The following is an 18421-nucleotide window of genomic DNA, read 5'->3' on the forward strand; positions in this document are numbered from 1 at the left end:
CAAAAAAGGCATAACAAAAAGCCGGATCCGATGTAATCATCGGTCCGGCTTTTTGAATAGAATGTTTGTTTCACAGACTTCCGTTATTCCGAACGAAGTTGCGACGGGACTTCACCGCGTCGTGAAAGAACGTTCAACATGACGAGGAAGATCAAGAAGGCGACAAGCGCACCGATGAATCCGAACACCGACGAACCGGTGACACCGAGTATAAGGTATCCGACTGCCGACGTTGCGGCACCAATCAACGCGTACGGCAATTGTGTCGTGACGTGATCGATATGGTGCGATCCGGCACCGGTCGAGCTGAGAATCGTCGTATCGGAAATCGGTGAACAGTGGTCACCGAAGACGGATCCGGCAAGGACTGCGGCAAGTGTTGGCAACAACAGACTCGGCTCAACCGCCATGATGAGGTCAGCACCGATCGGTAACATGATACCGAATGTGCCCCAACTTGTTCCGGTTGAGAATGCCATGATACTCGCGATTAAGAACAACAGGAACGGCAGATAAGAAGCGGGAATGGATTTGCTGACGAAACTGGCAAGGTAATCCCCCGTCTTCATGTCGCCGATGACAGCGATGATCGTCCAAGCGAACAATAGAATGACGACCGCCGGCCACATCGATTTCATTCCTGCCCAAATGCTGATGCGGTAATCACGTGCCGGAATCTTCCGACCGATCAACATCAAGAAGGCAACGATTAAACTGATGACGACACCTGCGACGAGAGAACGTGTCACGTCCGTCGATTCGAAGGCACCAATCAATGTAAAGGGACGATCGTCAGCGGCAAGCGCCTGAGCACCCGTCCAAAGAAGAGCTGTGACGGTCGCGATGACCAATACGATAATCGGGACGACCAAGTCACGGACTTTTCCATTATCGTGCTCTTTGACCTCTTCCGCCATTCCCATCGGAGTACCTTTGTTGGCGTCAAACAACTCACCTTGTAAAGCCCGCAATTCATGCGTCCGCATCGGTCCAACGGCAATTCCCGTATAGGCGATGTAGAGCGTCAGCAACAAAGCGAAGATGGCATAGAAGTTTAACGGCACAATCATCATGAAGGCACTGAACGCTGAGTAATCGGTGATCGAATGTGTCGTCAAGATCCCGGCGATGATCGAGATGATGAAGGCACCCCAGCTGGATAACGGACTGATGACACAGACCGGTGCAGCAGTTGAATCAATGATATACGCCAATTTGGCCCGTGAGACACCGCGACGGTCCGTTAACGGTCGACTGACGTTTCCGACGGCCAGACTGTTAAAGTAATCATCGATGAAGATTAAGATACCTAGGCCGAAAGCGGCGAGTCGGGCTCCACGCGCCGTCTTGACGTGTGTTGTTGCCCATTCGCCGAAGGCACGGGCACCACCTGATGTTTGAATCAGTGTCGACAAGACACCGAGCAACAGTAAGAAGACGAGTAATAAGACGTTCCATTCATTTAAAGCCCCGTCTGCCCAAAACAGACTGAAGATATTTTTCCCGAGATAAACAACGGTATCGATCGGATTGAAGCTGTGGAGCAATAACGCTCCGACTAAAATACCGACACCGAGTGAGATGACGACTTTTCGTGTAACGATCGCCAAGACGATGGCGATGACCGCCGGCGCAAGCGCGACGATGGAATCTGAATAGTTGACCATGGTTGTGGTTCCTCCTCCTTTTTTAGAAGATGAGACCCGTTGCACAGAAAAAAAGCAAGGGCACCGGCAACAAAGCCGACACCCTTGCTGGATGCGTCTTTCTTAGCCGAATTGGAGCGCTCCATACAACATACGTATGGCAATCGAACGGGTATTTCCCAATTCGACCAGCTTCGTCACGTCTGACACATGACGATACTTCGGCGGCATCACCTTTCGTTGATCGTCATTGTTGTCATCCTCAGATCAAGTACTCATTAAGACCGCGCCTCTACCTCATCGATAGAATAGTCATATTCTTTTCATAAGAAAACCTTATCATATTTCAGAAAATAGTTTCAAGTCTGTTTTTTTAGAAGTTAGCTAGTTTAAACGAAAAACTACATTAAATCCTGAAGTACGAAACGAGCTGCTTCATCAAATAATCCTTATTTTCTTCAAATTGCCGCTTCCGGTGTCCGTTCGCACCGGATGGATGGGGGAAGCCGAACAATACGGTGTGCTTCTTGATTCGTCCTTGGTGAAGCAACGTCCGGACCGTCGACTCGACGACCCGTCCGAACGGGACCAGGATGACCGGATGGGGTAACTGATTCAGTTCAGCGGCAAAATGTTCATACGCATAGTGTTGCAATAACGGGCTTCGGTCAATCTTTGGTTGATGTCCCGTATAGTTTTTATCGCGGTAAAAAACCGGATGTCTGAGGATGGAAGTCATGTGCAGCAGTTCCTGATGGGTATGGAATAAAGCAGCTGTTGAAGGGATTTCAAGCAACTGATTTAAACCCAGTTCATCCAGCATCACGGTCAGGTTGCGCCGCATCGGTCCAGCAAAACTGGCGCTGTATTTGACGATCTTTGAAGTCTCTTCGATGGTCGCGCCATGGTGAAACGCGTCGGCGGCTTCTTCATAGGCAATCCGCATCTGTTCAAATCCGGGGGTGATCCCGATGAAAACGATCTTCGCAGAACGATTGATGTATTCTCCGATCGGTGAGTAATAAACGGATAACTCGTGATCCTGTTGTAATAAGAAACTATCCACGCACAAGTCTTGGCGCGTCAAGGACCGATCAATCGGCAAGTCGCGAATGACCCGTTCAAAAATAGATAATGAATTCAGCATGATAAGTCCTCTCTCTTTCTGTATTGGACTTATGATAACAAATAATGGTATTACATACAATTTACACCCATATCAATATAGTAAGGGGTGTCTGAAGGATTAAAAAACCTTGCGACCAAAAGTGGAAGCAAGGCAGTTGTACAAATGGATCATCAAGAAATTCGTTCTTTGACAGAAGCGACTTCATACGTGATGATTTCACTTCCAAGCATCGGCGACTCTTCTTGTTTGCCGTCCGTCGGGGCAGGCCGTTTGTGTGACGCTTTGAAATCGTCACTGTTGCGCCACGCTTCAAAGTGTTTCATGTCTTCCCAGTACATGTTGACATTCATTTCATCATGTTCTTCGAGTCCTTGCGTCAACAACACTTCGACCCGAACAAATCCTTCCATCGAGTCGAGACCGCTTGGACGCGTGAAACGTGGGGCAAGTGCGGCCGCCATCCCTTTTTTGACCTTGATCCGGTTCGTCACAACGATCATACAAACATCCCCTTTTATCGAGTTACGTACTTCTTAAGTATAGTACGATGGACACAACAATGCTTGAAAGAAGGAATCTTAGATGAATGAAAAAGAGTACGAAGAACGATTGCGAATCGAGACGATTGATATCCAACACCTCTATAACGCATTTAGTCACTACAACCGCTATGAACCGACTCCTTATGCGGCGCTTGAGGAGCTGTGTGCCGTTTATTCGTTTGATCAGACCGATACGGTGGTCGATTTCGGATGCGGCAAAGGACGACTGAATTTTTATCTGCACGATCGGTTTGATTGCTCCGTCATCGGTGTCGAGATGAACGGTCAATATTATCAGGATGCGCTCACGAATCAGATGGCGTATACGAAAAAAATGAAGAAGCGGCGGGGAAGCATCCGTTTTGAGCAGACCTATGCAGAAGCGTACCCGATTCCCGATGATGTCACGAAATGTTATTTCTTTAATCCGTTTTCTGTGCAAATCTTCATGAAGGTCGTAGACAATATCTTAGCCTCGATCGAACGCCGTCCGAGACCGGTGGATCTAATTCTGTATTATCCGGCAGACGAGTACCGGTATTTTTTAGAGCATCAGACGGTATTCGAGCAAGTCGACGAAGTTCGGTTAAAAGAATTGTTCGACAAAAATCATGACGAACGGTTTGTCATTTATCGGACTGATTTGTCCCAAGAAGTGCCAAAACGGGTATAAGGTACTAACGACGATCTCCAAAAGAAGTGAGGCGATTGGGATGATTCACTTGGACCACGTGACGAAAGAATTTGCCCCGAAACGAGGATTGTTTGACGTCAGTTTTACGGTGGAACCGGGGATGGTGTTTGGTTTCATCGGACCGAACGGTGCCGGGAAATCAACCGCCATCCGGCAATTGATGGGATTGATTCAAGCAGATACGGGGCGTGCGACAATCGGCGGATTTGATTGTTGGAATCAATCGGAAGAGGTCAAACGTCTGGTCGGTTATTTACCGGGAGAAATCAATCTGCCGGGCGACTTCACCGGAGAACAGGTGTTGCAGTTGATGCAAAAACTGCATCACAGTTCGCCGCAGCGACAGCAGGAGTTGCTCAATCGGTTTCCGTTTGAGACGAAAACCAAGATTCGGAAGATGTCAAAAGGGATGAAACAAAAACTGGCTTTGGTCGGCTGTTTCATGAAGGATGCACCGGTCTACCTGCTCGACGAGCCGACGAGCGGGCTCGATCCGCTGATGCAGGAACATTTTTTAGACTTGATCGACATCGAACGGCAACGCGGAAAGGCGATTTTGATGAGTTCACACCATTTTCCGGAGATGGAAAAATCGTGTGACCGGGCCGCCTTGATCAAAGAAGGACGGATCATCGTGGAAGCGGACATTCATGAGCTGGTCCGTTCAAGTCGGAAACAATATACGATCGAATTTGGACTCGAGGCAGAGGCGGAACAATTTGCGCTGCAGATCGGCAGTCAACGACTTCAGAAGCAGGTCTCGTTTGTCACGGGTCACGAACTGACGTTAAATCAGATCATTCACCTGTTAACAGCGTACGATGTCCGGACGATTCAATCGTCAGCGGATGACTTGGAACATGTCTTCTTACATTATTACGGTGAGGAGGAATCATCATGATGACCATCATTTGGTCGTTGTTGAAACACAACGGAAAACCGATCACGGCGTATGCGATCGGCACCAGTCTGTATTTGTTGATGCTTGCGGCACTCTACCCCTCGATGATGAAGACCGGATTGCTCGAAGCGAAACTTCAAGCGTTGCCGCCGGAAGTCTTAAAAGCTTTTCAATACGACAAGGTGACCGGTTTTGATAATGTGCTTGATTTACTTGGCGGGAATTATTACGGACTGATCTTTCAAATCATCGCGTCTCTGTTCTTGTTATCGCTTGCCGCCCGTCTGTTGGCACGACCGATCGATAATGGCGAACTGATTTTATACTTGGCAGCACCGATTACCCGGCATCAATATACGACGGCCGCAATGATCGTGATGATGCTCGCCAGTACATGCCTGGTAGTATGCAATACGCTCGTCTTGCTGCTCGCGGACTGGTTTGTTTCCGGAGTGTCGATTGATGGGCTGACCTTGATTCGTTTTCAAGTGAACGCACTGTTGTTACTGTATGCCATTGGTGGATTCACGTTGTTTATTGCCACCTTGTTTGATGATGAGCGGCGTGCTTTTTCGATTGCTGGCAGTGTCCTTGTCCTGTCGATTGTCCTGACGATCGGATCCGGTCTCAGTGAAAAAGTGGAATGGATGCGTTACGGCTCGATTTTCAGTCTGTTCAATACCCAACAATTATTAGAAGGAACTGATCAGTTTTTGATCCACCTTCTGATCCTTGCGAGTATCAGCCTGATTTTCCATATCGGGGCATTTTTGAGTTTTCGAAAACGAAGTTTGTCGATTTGACACAACTGGACCGGAAAATAAGCCAAAGAAGACGCGGAAATTTACAGAAAGTGAACATTTAGGATTTGAACGTTGCGTAAGCGGCTGATTTTTACTAAGATAAAGGAATGTTATAGTTCTGGAAAAAGAAATGAGGTCTCACTAATGAATAAACCATCCATTTATGGATTAACACTTGAGCAGATGACGGAATGGTTATCGCATCAAGGTCACAAACCGTTCCGAGCAAAACAAGTTTGGGATTGGCTCTATCGTAAACGTGTCACTACTTTCGCAGAAATGACGAATGTCAACAAGGATTGCCTTGAGTTGTTAGATCAGAGTTTTGCGATTAATTCGATGACAGAAGCCGTGAAACAAGAATCAGCAGACGGAACAATCAAGTTCCTCTTCAAATTGTATGACGGTAGCTTGATTGAAACTGTTTTGATGCGTCACAAGTACGGACTTTCAGTTTGTGTCACGACGCAAGTCGGTTGTAACATCGGCTGTAGTTTCTGTGCGAGTGGTTTGATCAAGAAGAGCCGCGATCTCTCTGCTGGAGAAATTGTCGAGCAAATCATGAACGTTCAGCATCACCTCGATGCAGTCGGAAAAGAAGAACGTGTCAGCCACGTCGTCGTCATGGGTATCGGTGAGCCGTTTGATAACTTCGACAACATGGTCGATTTCTTGAACGTCATCAAGGATCACAACGGTCTTGCGATCGGTGCGCGTCACATTACAGTTTCGACAAGTGGACTCGCAGATAAAATCTACAAATTCGCAGATTTAAAACTTCAAGTCAACTTGGCGATTTCATTACACGCGCCAAACAACGAACTCCGCACACAAATCATGAAAATCAACCGTGCGATTCCGCTCGAGAAATTGATGCCTGCCATCGATTACTACGTCAAGACGACGAACCGGAAAATCACGATTGAGTACATTCTCTTACGTGGTGTCAACGACCAAAAGGCCCAAGCGATCGAGCTTGCGAAATTGTTCGAAGACAAACGCCACTTGACGTACGTCAACTTGATTCCATACAACCCGGTTGATGAGCACGGTCAATACCAACGGAGTACGTCGGAAGACATTTCCACGTTCTACGACACGTTGAAAAAGAACGGTCTCAACTGTGGTGTGCGTCTTGAGCACGGTACGGATATCGACGCGGCATGTGGTCAGCTCCGCAGTAAACAAATCAAAAAAGATACAATTTCAGCAAAATAAGCAAGTCGAGCTTCCCGCCAACAGGTGGGAAGCTCTTTTGACGTCCTGTCGAAAGTAGCGCATAATGAGAGGTCACGTCTGATTCACTAATCACACTAAAAAAAACTACAAAATAAATGAGGTATTCTTATGTCTAAAAAACCATTTACGGATTTTCAACTCAGTGCACCGATTCTAGAAGCGATTGAACAACTTGGTTACCATACGCCGACGGATGTCCAGCAAGCAGTCATTCCGGTCGCTTTGTCAGAAAAAGATATCATCGTCAAATCCCGCACCGGCAGCGGAAAGACGGCATCTTTCGGGATTCCGCTCTGTGAGCTCGTCGAGTGGGAAGAAAACAAACCGCAAGCCCTGATTTTGACGCCGACACGCGAACTTGCATTGCAAGTCACGGAAGACGTCATGAACATCGGACGCTACAAGCGGATCAAAGCGACAGCCGTCTTCGGAAAACAGCCATTCCGCGGACAAGTGGCGGAACTGAAACAAAAGACGCATATCGTTGTCGGGACACCGGGTCGTGTCCTCGATCACTTGGAGCGGGGCACGTTATCGCTTGAAAAGGTTAAGTACCTTGTCCTCGACGAGGCAGACGAGATGCTCAACATGGGCTTCCTTGATCAAGTCGATACGATTCTCAAACAGCTGCCCAAACAACGGACGACGATGTTGTTCTCAGCAACATTCCCGCAAGACATCCATCAGTTAAGTGACCGGTACATGCAGTCACCGAAAGAAGTTGAAATTACGACGAAGGCAACGGAAATCGCCGAAATCGAACACAGTTATATTACAGTAACCGACAAAACGAAGTTTGCGATTCTGAAAGACGTCACGGTCGTCGAAAATCCGGATCGCTGCATGATTTTCTGCCGGACAAAAGAACACGTCGATTTCGTCGCCCAAGGATTGGCCTCGATGGATTATCCGGTCGAAAAAATTCACGGCGGGATGGAGCAGGATGAACGCCTCGCCGTCATGAAAGCATTCCGGGCAGGCGAGTTCCGCTATCTCGTCGCGACGGATGTTGCAGCACGGGGAATTGATATTGAAAACATCACGCACGTCATCCAGTACGATATGCCGGTCGAAAAAGAGAGTTATGTCCACCGGACGGGTCGGACAGGGCGTGCCGGAGCACTTGGAAAAGCGATCAGCTTAGTAACCGAGTCTGACATGCGTCGTCTGCGTGAAGTCGAACAGTACCGCGGTGAGGCGATTGAAAAACGTCAGGCACCAACTGAGCGGGAATTGATTCGGACGGCGGATGCGTTTGAAGAGAAAATTACGACGGCAGACGTCCGGGCCTCGAAAACGGAGCAACTTAACGCGGATATCATGAAGCTGTATTTTAACGGCGGGAAGAAAAAGAAACTGCGTGCCGTTGATTTTGTCGGAACGATTGCGAAAATCGAAGGCATGACCGCTCAAGACATCGGGATCATCACGATCCAGGATACGGTCACGTACGTGGAAATCCTGAATGGAAAAGGTCCACTCGTCTTGCGGGCAATGAAGACGACAAAAGTCAAAGGCAAACAGCTGAAGGTGTATGAAGCGTTTAAAAAATAAAGTACCCTGGGCGTTCAACCAGCCGTCTCAAGAGAACTTATCTCTTAGGACGGCTGTTTTTTGTGTCAGGAGTTGTCCAAGATGGAGTCCGCTCGCAGCGGCTTGCGACAACGAATGCGTCACGCCGGAACAATCGCCGATGGCATACAGTCCCGGGATGTCCGTTTCAAAGGTGACGGACGTCGACAGCATCGGAGCATAAAATTTTCCGTCCATGCCGTACAGCAATGTGTCGTTTGAGAGCGGCGTATCGAGCAACTGCTCAAGTCGTTCGAGGAACTCCAACAAGACCGTGATGTCCGTGCCTGGGACTTCCTCGATCAGATTCCCCGCTGTCGCTGCAAGTGTCGGGCGCACTTTGTTTTCGGTGAGAGCACCTGACTGCGTCGAACGACCGGCCCGCAAATCCCCGAGTCGTTGCACGACAATCCGGTCCGTCCTTTGATTGATCTGTCCGATGACGGAAGCGGCATAATGATTCGCTTCTTCGAGTGTCGCAAAATAGCGGGGTAAAAACAGCGTGAAGTTTAAGTTGGTCGTGCCGGAATCCTGTTCGCGGAAGTTTTGCCCGTCCGGCATGACGAGACCTTCTTGATGTTTGCGGATGATCCGTCCTTTCGGATTCATGCAGTATGTAACGGCGGTCCCTGCTGCTGACGCATAGGCCAATTTCGTTTCAAACGTGTCCTGTAACAATGTCCGGAATGCCGTTTCTTCCATCTCGATCCGGATGCCGAGGTCGAGACGGGTTTTGCTTTGAGCCAGACCTAACGCCTGAAGTTGCTCCTGCATCCAGGCAGTACCGGAGCGTCCGGTCGCGAAGACGACGCGTTGACTCGAAAATGTTTCGTGTTCAGTCGTGAGCAGAAATCCGTCTGTTTGCCGTTTGATTGTCGCAACAGCCGTCTCAAAACGAAAGGTAACGTGTTCGTGAAGTGCGGCTTCGAGCCGTCTTAAAATCCGTTCCGATAGTGCGGTCCCTAAATGCCGGACCGTCGTTTCGATTGTCTCCAGACCGGCCACTTTGGCCCGATCAGCTAAAACGGGATTAGACGTGGAGTACGACTCGACTTCATCTGCTCCGTAGCGGCAAAGGAGCGCATCGACTTGGTGCATCAAGCGGAGCGTCGTCTCTGCTCCAAGCTTCTCGGCGAGTTCACCTCCGAATCCGGCAGAATAGTTGTATTTTCCTTCTGATTTACCAAGTCCGCCAAAGCCAAGGTAGGCTTCCTGTTTCGTCCGTTGCGCAAGTGGTTTTCCGGCATCGATCAACAGAACCGTCTGTCCCTGTTCCATCAGTTCATGGGCTAAAAAGATTCCGGCGATCCCGGCACCGATAATCGTGACATCATACATCATTTGACCAGCTCCTTTTGGTCAGTATACAAAAAAACCGGATTCCTGTTGAGGAATCCGGTCGGTTGTTTGTGATTATTTCCAGTCTGTGATGTCGTTGATCGGCAGACGAACGGATGGGTAACCAGCGTCAACTGCTTTTCCGATCGAAAGGAGCATGACAGGAAGGTAACGGTCTTTATCCATACCGAAGGCTTCAGCGATTTGATCTTTTTCGTAGCCGCCGATTGGGTTTGTATCATAACCGTGCGCACGTGCCACAAGCATCAATTGCATTGAGACGAGACCTGAATCGATCAAGATGCTGTCGCGAAGTGTCTCTGTATCTTCCGGGCTGTAGAAGCCTTTGATGGCAGGGACTTGGCGGTCACGGACTTCTTGCGGCATCAAGCCTTTTTCAACAGCCATATCATAGATTGTATCGATGCTGTCGACTGCATTCATATCACCGAAGACAGCGATGACAGCAGATGATGTCTCGACTTGCACTTGGTTGAATTTAGCGAGTGGTGCAAGTGTCGCTTTCCCTTCAGCGCTGTCGATGACGAGGAAACGCCACGGCTGCATGTTGACTGAAGAAGGAGCAAGTGTTGCTTCTTCAAGAATTTGTGTCATTTCTTCTTTAGAAATTTTGACGTTCGTGTCGTAGTTGCGGATTGAGCGGCGTCCTTTAACGATTTCCATAAAATCTGTAGTTGTTTGAGTTGTCATAGTAATAATCTCCCTTTTTGTTTGTTCTCTGTTTTTGGTTAGTACGGGTACTGCTTATTTCCAGTCTGTGATGTCGTTGATCGGCAGACGAACGGATGGGTATCCAGCGTCGACGGCTTTTCCGATTGATAGAAGCATGACCGGAACGTAACGGTCTTTCTCCATACCGAAGGCTTCGGCGATTTGATCTTTTTCATAGCCGCCGATTGGGTTAGTGTCATAGCCGTGCGCACGGGCAACGAGCATCAATTGCATCGAGACGAGACCTGAATCAATCAAGATGCTGTCTTTGAGAGCACTCGCCGGAACGCTTTCGTACATGCCTTGAATCGCAGGTACTTGACGATCGCGGACTTCTTGCGGCATGAGCCCTTGTGCAACTGCTGTATCATAAATGTTTTCGAGTTGATCGATCGCGTTCATGTCACCAAAGACAGCGATGACAGCGGATGATGTCTCAACTTGGACTTGGTTAAATTTAGCGAGCGGTGCAAGTGTCGCTTTTCCTTCAGCACTGTCGATGACGAGGAAACGCCATGGTTGCATGTTGACTGAAGAGGGAGCAAGTGTTGCTTCTTCAAGAATTTGTGTCATTTCTTCTTTAGAAATCTTGACGTTTGTGTCGTAGTTCCGGATCGAGCGGCGTCCTTTGACGATTTCCATGAAATCAGTTGTAGTTTGTGTAGTCATCTGACATTCTCCTTTTTAATTAACCGTTGTTTTAGGTAAAGTGAGGGCATTCGTTTCAATTCGTTGCATCATTTGAGCCAGCTGATGTTGTTCGTCTGCCGTGAATCCTTCAAGCAATTGCTCGAGGAATTCATCTTTTTGCTCACGTAGTCGTGCAATGCGGGTGGCACCTTCTTGCGTCAATGAAACGAGAATGACGCGGTTATCCGTTGCTGAACGGACACGTTCAATCATCCCGTTCGTTTCGAGATGCTTCAAGTGGCGTGTCACGGCAGCATTATCGACGTTGACGCGTTGTTGCAATTCTTTTTGGCTGATCGTCGTATCCACCTCGAGTTGAGCGAGCAGATCCATCCGGGTTTGGCTGAAACCGTCCGTACAAAGATCAAATTTTTGAGCGATTGTCTTATTGACGGAGACGAGCGCATAAATCAATCGTCCTTTTTCAGTACAAGAAATACTCAAGTCATCACATCCTTCCCTTCGTTCGAAAAATCCTTGACGTATCAAAGATTGATATGTAAACGAATATAACGTGTCTGTTTTCATGCTGCAACTAATATGCTTCATCCACAAAAAAAGATACCATTTCGGATGAAAAGGTATCGAGTCAAACGACTTAACTAATTTTCTGTTGTTTCCGGGGAATCGTTCCGGCATCGATGGCAGCAATCATCCGGCGGAAATGACCCAACCAAAACTGCAGGAACGGACCGATCAAGAAAATCGATAAAATCGTTCCGAAGAACACCGGTCCGCCGAGCAGCCAACCGATTCCGCAGGCGGTGATTTCCATGAATGTCCGCATCATCCGGATCGACGTTCCGAATCGTTCCGCCAGTGTCAGCGTTAGTCCATCACGTGGTCCGGCACCGTAACCGACGGCGACATAAAGGCCGGCGCCCATTCCGATGATAAAGATTCCTGCAATCAGCCACAGCGTGTTTTGCCAAACGGAAGAAAACGACGGCAGGAGACCTGAACCGAGGACGAGGTTCATGAACACCCCGACAAAAATCGCGTTGACGAGCGTACCGATCTGCGGTGTGATCCGGTCGAGCAAATACTTGACGAACACAAGCAATAATCCGACGAGGAGAATAATCGTCCCGACGGAAAAAGGCGTTTTGTTTTGGAGACCCAAATGAAGGACGTCCCATGTCGAGACGCCAAGCTGTGCCGTGATCATCATCGATGAACCGACAGCGAGTAAAAACAGACCAAATAAGAACAATGTCCATTTCAGGACGGAGCGTAACAGCCAGGACGTTTGAATTGTCTGTCTCATTTACGGAAGACACCTCGTTTCGGAGTAAAATTGATTCATTAACTGTACCATGTTTGATGGAGAAAATTGAAGTGAATCCGATATTTTCCATCTTGAGGTGGAGGGAATCACTTCTCCGGATGCGTATACTAATGAAAAGGAGGTCACCTCATGCAAAAAATCCGCCATTTCATCCGTTTTACATATCTCGAAGCCATCTGTTGTGTCTTTCCGGTTGCGATTTTTTTGGCGCTTGCGGTATCCCGGTACCTTCCATCTGAACCGATTGCGCGCTATGACTTGCTTTTAGTGTGGTGTCTTTTTGTTCAGATCGTGCTGCTTGTAACACGGTACGAAACAAAAGAAGAGTTCAAATTGATTTTAATCTTTCATGCGATTGGCTTGGGACTCGAGTTGTTTAAAGTCCAGGTTGGTTCCTGGAGTTATCCGGAAGACGCCTGGAGCAAGGTGTTTGGTGTGCCGCTTTATGCCGGTTTCATGTATGCGAGTGTCGCGAGCTACATCTGCCAGGCCTTTCGCCGGTTTGATCTCCGGATCACCGAATTTCCCCGTCCGCTTCTCGCCTCCTTGATCGGACTGTTAGTCTACTTAAACTTTTTTACCCATCACTGGTTATTTGATTTCCGCTGGCTGTTGATGGGACTTGTTGCCGTTGTTTTCTTAAGATCCTGGGTCTATTACCGGTTGGATGAGACCGTCTACCGGATGCCGCTGGTCCTGTCATTTGGTCTGATCGCCTGGTTCATCTGGCTCGCTGAAAATATCGTGACGTTTTTTAAAGGATGGGTCTATCCGAATCAAGAGGAGGGCTGGGAACTGGTCGACTTCGGAAAACTGTCGTCTTGGTTTTTGCTTGTGATCATCACGATTTTAATTGTGGCCGTCGAAAAATACCGGTTGGGCGACCCGTCAATCGAAATTAAAACCTAACCATAAACAAAAAAATACCTGGTTATTTTTAGACCAACCTACACGAAACCCCCTTGCTATAGTTGAAAAAAAGCAAAGGGGTTGTTTGAGATGATGCAACAAATCATGGAACGGGCGAAAGAATTGGTCGCCGGTAAATTACAGATTGTTGAAACGGCGGAAGATTGGGAATTGCTGCTTGAGGAAATCCGGGGAATCGATGAATGGGTCCAATTGTCGCGTTACTATACACCACGCGTACATCCGCAAGAGGTGCTTCAACCGACGAAAGAAGAGCAGCCGGCGTCACCCGGTCCGTTGACAGAACTGCCGAAATCGGACGAACCGATCGTTGAACAACGCTATGCGTATACGTTTGTCCGGGAATTAAAAGGCGGATCGTTGCGGGAATGGCCGAACAGCCATATCTCGGAAAAGGAAATCCGCCAATGGAATCTTGAGCACGGCATGGAAGTCCGCGTTCAGATTATTCATCAAGACCACCGGCGGACGTCACTGGAAGTGCTCGCCGTCGTCGCAACCGATCAAATGAAGACGCTGGAGCAACGAATCGTCTTTGAAAAATGTATCGTCAAAAATCACGGCATCATCGAGTCGACGGTCAACGGTCCGTTGAAGGATGAGACGGGAAAACCGTTTTACTACGCAACTCCGGTCGAAGATATGCGATTCTTTCAATTGAAGGAAGGACAACTTGTCGACTTGGTCATGTGGAAAGGTCATCCGGAAACACTGACGATTGCCTGGAAGTATCCCTTCCAATATGAAGAACCAATCGTTCAACCGTTTGATCCGTCAACAGAATCGAAACCGACAGACGTGACGGCAGAAATGGCCGTGACATCCGTATCAAAAAAATCGACCGGGCGATATGCCAAGCAGATGAAGCGAAAACCGACCGTGAAAAAGGTTCGGCAACCACGCCGGATTCGCGAAAAGAAACAACAACCGATGACGCCGCTCGTCACGACGTCGCTGCCGGGACAACCCATCGATTACGTCGACAAGGAACCGCTTGAGTTTGCAGCGTTTAAAGGAATGCGGCTCGTCATCGTCGGAAACGAACAGCAGGCACCCGTCTACCGGACATTTTTTGCTGAGACCGGAATCGAGCTCATTCATTTAGCGGGGGATGCCCAGTCGGCGAAGAAAATTGCCTGCCTCGCGCAAAAGACGGATGCCATCGTCGTCATCACGAGTCGTGTTTCGCATGCGGCGTCAGCCCATGTCATCGCACAAGCCAAAAAACATGCCATCCCATTTGCGATGGAACGCCTCGATGGTCGACGTTCGCTCTATACGGCCTGCCAACGTCAGCTCGAAAAAGCACGCCTGCACAAGCTAAAAACAGGAAAATCCTGAAAATAACTGAAACTCCTTACTGCTTAAGCCGTAAATAGGAGTAGAACTTATTTTAAGGAGGATCTTTATGATTAAAGAATTAAAACTATCGGCACGTGAGTCACTTAACGGTCGCTGGGTCTTCATGGCACTCATGTTTTTACTGTTTCTCATCATTCAAGGGATTCCCACTACGTTTTCTTCTGCTCCGAACGAAGACTTTCAGTTCATCGATTTGATTGGATTTGTGTTGAACATCCTGTTCCTGCCGCTTGCGATCGGTTGGGCATGGCTTGCGCTGTCTGTCGCCCGTAAAGAAGAAGCAAAAATCGTCGATTTATTCGAACCGTATAAGTTTTTCTTGAAAGCAGTTGGTCTGTCGCTTGTTCAAGGTATTCTTCTTGGATTATGGTTCTTGCTGTTGATCGTTCCGGGAATCATCAAGTCATTTTCGTATATGCTGACTTATTACATTTTACGTGATGAACCGTCGATCGGTATTTTGGATGCGATTACGCGTTCACGCCAAATGATGGATGGTCACAAGATGGAAGCCTTTATGCTTGTTCTCTCCTTCATTGGTTGGTTCCTGCTCGGTTTGATTACGATCGGAATTGCCTTCCTCTGGGTTGGACCTTACTTCAGCGTCACCCTCGCCAAGTTTTATGACCGCATCCGCGGTGAAGAAGCACCTGTCGAAGAGTCGGCATTTGTTGCCCCATATTAAGACAAGGAGGATGAGAGCCCAGCTCTCGTCCTTTTTTGATACTGTTTTTAATTCCGATTGGAAAACAAGGTTTAATGGTTGCTTTACTCTGCTAAAAAGTGTACGATAATTCCAATAATTCTTATCAAGAGAAGTCGAGGGAATGGCCCGAAGACACTTCAGCAACCCCGCATCATGCGCGGAAGGTGCTACTTCCTAAAGGGATCAATCCCTTTACAGATAAGAGCAGACACGATTAATCCGTCGCTCTTTTCGATTTTCGAGAAGAGCGATTTTTTTAATAAGGGGGATATAACGGATGGAGTATGGATTTTGGTTACCGATTTTTGGAGGGTGGTTACGAAACGTCGAGGACGAACAGATGCCGGCGACGTTCGATTATGCCAAACAGGTGGCGCAAACAGCAGAACAAATCGGATTTTCGACGACGCTGATTGCGGAATTGAACTTAAATGACATCAAAGGGCTGGAAGCACCAAGTCTTGAAGCCTGGACGACAGCAGCGGCGATTGCTGCGACGACAGAACGACTGGAAATCATGACAGCTGTCCGTCCGGGGTTCCATAATCCGGCGACGACCGCGAAGATGGCAGCAAACATCGATCAACTCAGCAACGGACGCTTTACACTGAACGTCGTCTCTGCCTGGTGGGAAGAAGAAGCGCGGCAATACAACGGGATCTTCACGGCGCATGACGAACGGTATGCGCGGACGGAAGAGTTTGTCACGATCATGAAAGGATTATGGGCAGACGCTTCACCGTACAGCTTCGACGGGAACTACTATACGCTCGAGAAGACACAGCTGCATCCGAAGCCCGTTCAACGACCGGGCATCAAGTTGTACGCAGGCGGGGAAAGTGAAGCCGGCAAACAAACCATCGTCAATCATTGTGATGCCTATGTCATGCACGGCGGAACGGTGGAAGAAGTATCCGTCAAGATTGAGGATATGAAGGCGCGTCGACAAGCGACCGGGCAACCGCCACTTGAAAGTTTTGGACTGGCTGCGTATATCATCTGCCGTGATACGGAAGAAGAGGCTGTTCAAGAGTGGCAGCGGATCACGGACGTCAAGGAAGACGGTGCCGGTTACGTCGGGTACGACGATTTCGTCAGCAAATCACAACTCGAACAGCAGGTAAAACGGAACGATTATTCGGTCTCCAACCGTGGACTCCGTCCTGATTTGATTGGAACACCGGAACAGATTGCCGAACGGATTCTTGCGTTTGAGCAGGTGGGTGTCTCCTTATTATTACTTCAATTTTCACCACAACTTGAAGAAATGGAACGCTTCGCGCGCGACGTCATGCCGCTTGTCGAAGAAAAACGAAAGGTAGGTCAAACCAAATGACAAAAATTCATATCTTACACGAAAACCAGGAATGGACGGACCATTTGATTAAACGACTCGAAGAACTGGAGTTGCCGTATGAACAGTGGCATCTCGATGAAGGACAGGTCCCGCTTGATGAAATCCCGCCAGAAGGCGTCTTCTACAGCCGGATGAGTGCGTCTTCGCATACGCGCGGGCACCGCTACGCGCCGGAACTGACGGAAGGGGTGCTCGCGTGGCTCGAGGAGCACGACCGGGCGGTCTTCAACGGAACACGTGCGTTGCGACTGGAAGTCAGTAAAATCAATCAATATACGGCTCTTCGAAAAGCCGGTATCCGTGTCCCGAAAACGACGGCTGCCGTCGGACGTGATCAGATTGTCGAAGCGGCGAAAAACATCGGGGTGTCGTCGTTCATCACGAAACACAACCGTGCCGGAAAAGGACTGGGGGTCCAGTTGTTCCATTCGATCGAAGCACTTGAAACGTATCTCGATGGCCCGACCTTTGATGAGCCGGTCGACGGCATCACCCTGATTCAAGAGTATATCCAAGCGCCTGAACCGTATATCACGCGTTGTGAATTCGTCGGCGGAAAATTCGTTTACGCCGTACAAGTTGATACGTCAGAAGGCTTTGAACTGTGCCCGGCGGACGCGTGTGTGATCGATGACTTGTTCTGCCCGGTCGGGGAAGAAGCACCACAAACTCCGATGAAGTTTAAAGTCGTTGATGGATTCGATGATCCGATTATCCAGCAATACGAAGCTTTCCTGCAAGCGAATCAGATTGCTGTCGCCGGGATTGAATTCATCAAGGATGCGGACGGGACGATCTATACGTATGATGTCAACACGAATACGAACTACAACTCGGATGCGGAAGCGGCTGCTGGTAAGTTCGGAATGCTGGAGCTCGCGAAGTTCCTTGGGAATGCCTTGGAGCGTCAAACTGTAAAATAAATCATGATTGCCGATTAAAATAAGCCAAATACCCTGTCTGTGTGTAGTCTGAAGTTAGAACTGCACACATCAGGGTATTTTTTAGTAAAGGGAGGTGTTCGGATGGTGACATGGCACGAAGAAAGAGTCCTCGACGTTCCAATCGAGCAGGCTTGGCATTTATTTGACCACGATCGGTTGCAACGGTTAATTCCGGGTGTCGTCCAGCACGAAGTGATTGAACGCAAACCGGGTGTCGTCGGTTCGACGTATCGGCAAACATACATGCAGGGGAACCGGTTAGAGACGTACATCGTGACGGACCTTGCGTATACAAGCGAACCGGACTTTAAGCAAAACACGATTGGCTTTACCCTTGCGAAAATCTTTCAGCTCGAGATGACGTTTACACTGAAACGGCTCGACGAAACGAGCTGTCAGCTGATTTATACCGGCAAAAATGAAGGCGCCAACTTTGTCGGCCGGAGCCTGTTGTCACTCGGAGGTGAACGGGAGACAGAAAAAATCGTGCAAGGGTTACTCCGTCGTGTGGAAGAAGAGGCGAGTCAACTGCGGACATGATCAACAAA

19 protein-coding genes and 2 riboswitches are annotated in these 18421 nt (G+C 48.6%); of the genes, 11 read left to right on the forward strand and 8 right to left on the reverse strand.

Translation table 11 applies throughout. The features are described 5' to 3' along the window. Positions 1-83: 83 nt before the first annotated feature. The 3 genes from P397_RS0101500 to P397_RS0101510 all read right to left on the reverse strand — a co-directional run bounded on the left by P397_RS0101500 (position 84) and on the right by P397_RS0101510 (position 3275). Positions 84-1667 (reverse strand): Na+/H+ antiporter NhaC family protein, encoded by a 1584-nt coding sequence (locus P397_RS0101500; RefSeq protein WP_028105392.1) that lies wholly within the window; start codon positions 1665-1667, stop codon positions 84-86. A gap of 106 nt (positions 1668-1773) precedes the next feature. Then, positions 1774-1949: riboswitch (Lysine riboswitch) on the reverse strand. Between the two features lie 103 nt (positions 1950-2052). Next, positions 2053-2793, reverse strand: a complete 741-nt coding sequence (locus P397_RS0101505) for a uracil-DNA glycosylase family protein (protein WP_051523854.1) — start codon at positions 2791-2793, stop codon at positions 2053-2055. A gap of 152 nt (positions 2794-2945) precedes the next feature. Further along, the gene (locus P397_RS0101510) at positions 2946-3275 is read right to left on the reverse strand and encodes a heme oxygenase (RefSeq protein WP_026831652.1); all 330 of its coding nucleotides are present in this window, start codon (positions 3273-3275) and stop codon (positions 2946-2948) included. An 82-nt stretch (positions 3276-3357) separates the two neighbouring features. On the opposite strand from P397_RS0101510, the gene P397_RS0101515 reads away from it, so the two are divergent. The 5 genes from P397_RS0101515 (at position 3358) to P397_RS0101535 (ending at position 8508) form a co-directional block, all read left to right on the forward strand. Continuing rightward, positions 3358-3990, forward strand: a complete 633-nt coding sequence (locus P397_RS0101515) for a methyltransferase (RefSeq protein ID WP_028105394.1) — start codon at positions 3358-3360, stop codon at positions 3988-3990. A gap of 40 nt (positions 3991-4030) precedes the next feature. Next, positions 4031-4912: an ABC transporter ATP-binding protein gene (locus P397_RS0101520; protein WP_028105395.1), complete on the forward strand. Its 882-nt coding sequence runs from the start codon at positions 4031-4033 to the stop codon at positions 4910-4912. Then, on the forward strand, positions 4909-5715 hold the full coding sequence (locus P397_RS0101525; protein ID WP_028105396.1) for an ABC transporter permease subunit: 807 nt from the start codon (positions 4909-4911) through the stop codon (positions 5713-5715). Before P397_RS0101520 ends, P397_RS0101525 begins: the two co-directional genes overlap by 4 nt. A 144-nt stretch (positions 5716-5859) precedes the next feature. Beyond that, positions 5860-6933, forward strand: coding sequence for a 23S rRNA (adenine(2503)-C(2))-methyltransferase RlmN (gene rlmN, locus P397_RS0101530; RefSeq protein ID WP_028105397.1), 1074 nt, complete (start codon positions 5860-5862; stop codon positions 6931-6933). A gap of 129 nt (positions 6934-7062) precedes the next feature. Then, the gene (locus tag P397_RS0101535; protein WP_028105398.1) at positions 7063-8508 is read left to right on the forward strand and encodes a DEAD/DEAH box helicase; all 1446 of its coding nucleotides are present in this window, start codon (positions 7063-7065) and stop codon (positions 8506-8508) included. A gap of 27 nt (positions 8509-8535) precedes the next feature. Here the strand turns inward: P397_RS0101535 and P397_RS0101540 are convergent, their stop codons facing one another. The 5 genes from P397_RS0101540 to P397_RS0101560 all read right to left on the reverse strand — a co-directional run bounded on the left by P397_RS0101540 (position 8536) and on the right by P397_RS0101560 (position 12553). Then, the gene (locus P397_RS0101540; RefSeq protein WP_028105399.1) at positions 8536-9864 is read right to left on the reverse strand and encodes an NAD(P)/FAD-dependent oxidoreductase; all 1329 of its coding nucleotides are present in this window, start codon (positions 9862-9864) and stop codon (positions 8536-8538) included. Positions 9865-9939: 75 nt separating this feature from the next. Next, a complete protein-coding gene (locus P397_RS0101545; protein WP_028105400.1) occupies positions 9940-10575 on the reverse strand; it encodes a nitroreductase family protein in 636 nt (211 codons plus the stop codon). Between the two features lie 54 nt (positions 10576-10629). Beyond that, entirely contained in the window at positions 10630-11265 is a 636-nt protein-coding gene (locus P397_RS0101550; RefSeq protein ID WP_026831660.1) for a nitroreductase family protein, read from the reverse strand. Positions 11266-11280: 15 nt separating this feature from the next. After that, positions 11281-11730: a MarR family winged helix-turn-helix transcriptional regulator gene (locus tag P397_RS0101555; protein ID WP_028105401.1), complete on the reverse strand. Its 450-nt coding sequence runs from the start codon at positions 11728-11730 to the stop codon at positions 11281-11283. 154 nt (positions 11731-11884) lie between these two features. After that, positions 11885-12553 (reverse strand): YczE/YyaS/YitT family protein, encoded by a 669-nt coding sequence (locus P397_RS0101560; RefSeq protein WP_028105402.1) that lies wholly within the window; start codon positions 12551-12553, stop codon positions 11885-11887. Positions 12554-12703: 150 nt separating this feature from the next. Here P397_RS0101560 and P397_RS17015 point away from each other — a divergent pair, with 150 nt between their 5' ends. The 6 genes from P397_RS17015 (at position 12704) to P397_RS0101590 (ending at position 18413) form a co-directional block, all read left to right on the forward strand. After that, entirely contained in the window at positions 12704-13483 is a 780-nt protein-coding gene (locus P397_RS17015; protein ID WP_035413997.1) for a DUF817 domain-containing protein, read from the forward strand. Between the two features lie 90 nt (positions 13484-13573). Then, a complete protein-coding gene (locus P397_RS0101570; protein WP_028105403.1) occupies positions 13574-14845 on the forward strand; it encodes a DUF2325 domain-containing protein in 1272 nt (423 codons plus the stop codon). 67 nt (positions 14846-14912) lie between these two features. Continuing rightward, positions 14913-15551, forward strand: a complete 639-nt coding sequence (locus P397_RS0101575) for a DUF975 family protein (protein WP_028105404.1) — start codon at positions 14913-14915, stop codon at positions 15549-15551. 118 nt (positions 15552-15669) lie between these two features. Beyond that, a riboswitch (SAM riboswitch) is annotated at positions 15670-15777 on the forward strand. Positions 15778-15849: 72 nt separating this feature from the next. Then, a complete protein-coding gene (locus tag P397_RS0101580; protein WP_028105405.1) occupies positions 15850-16908 on the forward strand; it encodes an LLM class flavin-dependent oxidoreductase in 1059 nt (352 codons plus the stop codon). After that, on the forward strand, positions 16905-17852 hold the full coding sequence (locus P397_RS0101585) for an ATP-grasp domain-containing protein (protein ID WP_028105406.1): 948 nt from the start codon (positions 16905-16907) through the stop codon (positions 17850-17852). Before P397_RS0101580 ends, P397_RS0101585 begins: the two co-directional genes overlap by 4 nt. A gap of 102 nt (positions 17853-17954) precedes the next feature. Beyond that, positions 17955-18413, forward strand: a complete 459-nt coding sequence (locus tag P397_RS0101590; protein WP_028105407.1) for an SRPBCC family protein — start codon at positions 17955-17957, stop codon at positions 18411-18413. Positions 18414-18421 lie beyond the last annotated feature (8 nt).

Origin of the sequence: Exiguobacterium undae DSM 14481 (assembly GCF_000620805.1) — a bacterium.
Taxonomy (GTDB): Bacteria; Bacillota; Bacilli; order Exiguobacteriales; family Exiguobacteriaceae; genus Exiguobacterium_A; species Exiguobacterium_A undae.

Coding starts and splice junctions, on each gene's coding strand:
- P397_RS0101500 (WP_028105392.1), bottom strand. CDS start 1,667: ATGGTCAACTATTCAGATTCCATCGTCGCGCTTGCGCCGGCGGTCATC.
- P397_RS0101505 (WP_051523854.1), bottom strand. CDS start 2,793: ATGCTGAATTCATTATCTATTTTTGAACGGGTCATTCGCGACTTGCCG.
- P397_RS0101510 (WP_026831652.1), bottom strand. CDS start 3,275: ATGATCGTTGTGACGAACCGGATCAAGGTCAAAAAAGGGATGGCGGCC.
- P397_RS0101515 (WP_028105394.1), top strand. CDS start 3,358: ATGAATGAAAAAGAGTACGAAGAACGATTGCGAATCGAGACGATTGAT.
- P397_RS0101520 (WP_028105395.1), top strand. CDS start 4,031: ATGATTCACTTGGACCACGTGACGAAAGAATTTGCCCCGAAACGAGGA.
- P397_RS0101525 (WP_028105396.1), top strand. CDS start 4,909: ATGATGACCATCATTTGGTCGTTGTTGAAACACAACGGAAAACCGATC.
- rlmN (WP_028105397.1), top strand. CDS start 5,860: ATGAATAAACCATCCATTTATGGATTAACACTTGAGCAGATGACGGAA.
- P397_RS0101535 (WP_028105398.1), top strand. CDS start 7,063: ATGTCTAAAAAACCATTTACGGATTTTCAACTCAGTGCACCGATTCTA.
- P397_RS0101540 (WP_028105399.1), bottom strand. CDS start 9,864: ATGTATGATGTCACGATTATCGGTGCCGGGATCGCCGGAATCTTTTTA.
- P397_RS0101545 (WP_028105400.1), bottom strand. CDS start 10,575: ATGACAACTCAAACAACTACAGATTTTATGGAAATCGTTAAAGGACGC.
- P397_RS0101550 (WP_026831660.1), bottom strand. CDS start 11,265: ATGACTACACAAACTACAACTGATTTCATGGAAATCGTCAAAGGACGC.
- P397_RS0101560 (WP_028105402.1), bottom strand. CDS start 12,553: ATGAGACAGACAATTCAAACGTCCTGGCTGTTACGCTCCGTCCTGAAA.
- P397_RS17015 (WP_035413997.1), top strand. CDS start 12,704: ATGCAAAAAATCCGCCATTTCATCCGTTTTACATATCTCGAAGCCATC.
- P397_RS0101570 (WP_028105403.1), top strand. CDS start 13,574: ATGATGCAACAAATCATGGAACGGGCGAAAGAATTGGTCGCCGGTAAA.
- P397_RS0101575 (WP_028105404.1), top strand. CDS start 14,913: ATGATTAAAGAATTAAAACTATCGGCACGTGAGTCACTTAACGGTCGC.
- P397_RS0101580 (WP_028105405.1), top strand. CDS start 15,850: ATGGAGTATGGATTTTGGTTACCGATTTTTGGAGGGTGGTTACGAAAC.
- P397_RS0101585 (WP_028105406.1), top strand. CDS start 16,905: ATGACAAAAATTCATATCTTACACGAAAACCAGGAATGGACGGACCAT.
- P397_RS0101590 (WP_028105407.1), top strand. CDS start 17,955: ATGGTGACATGGCACGAAGAAAGAGTCCTCGACGTTCCAATCGAGCAG.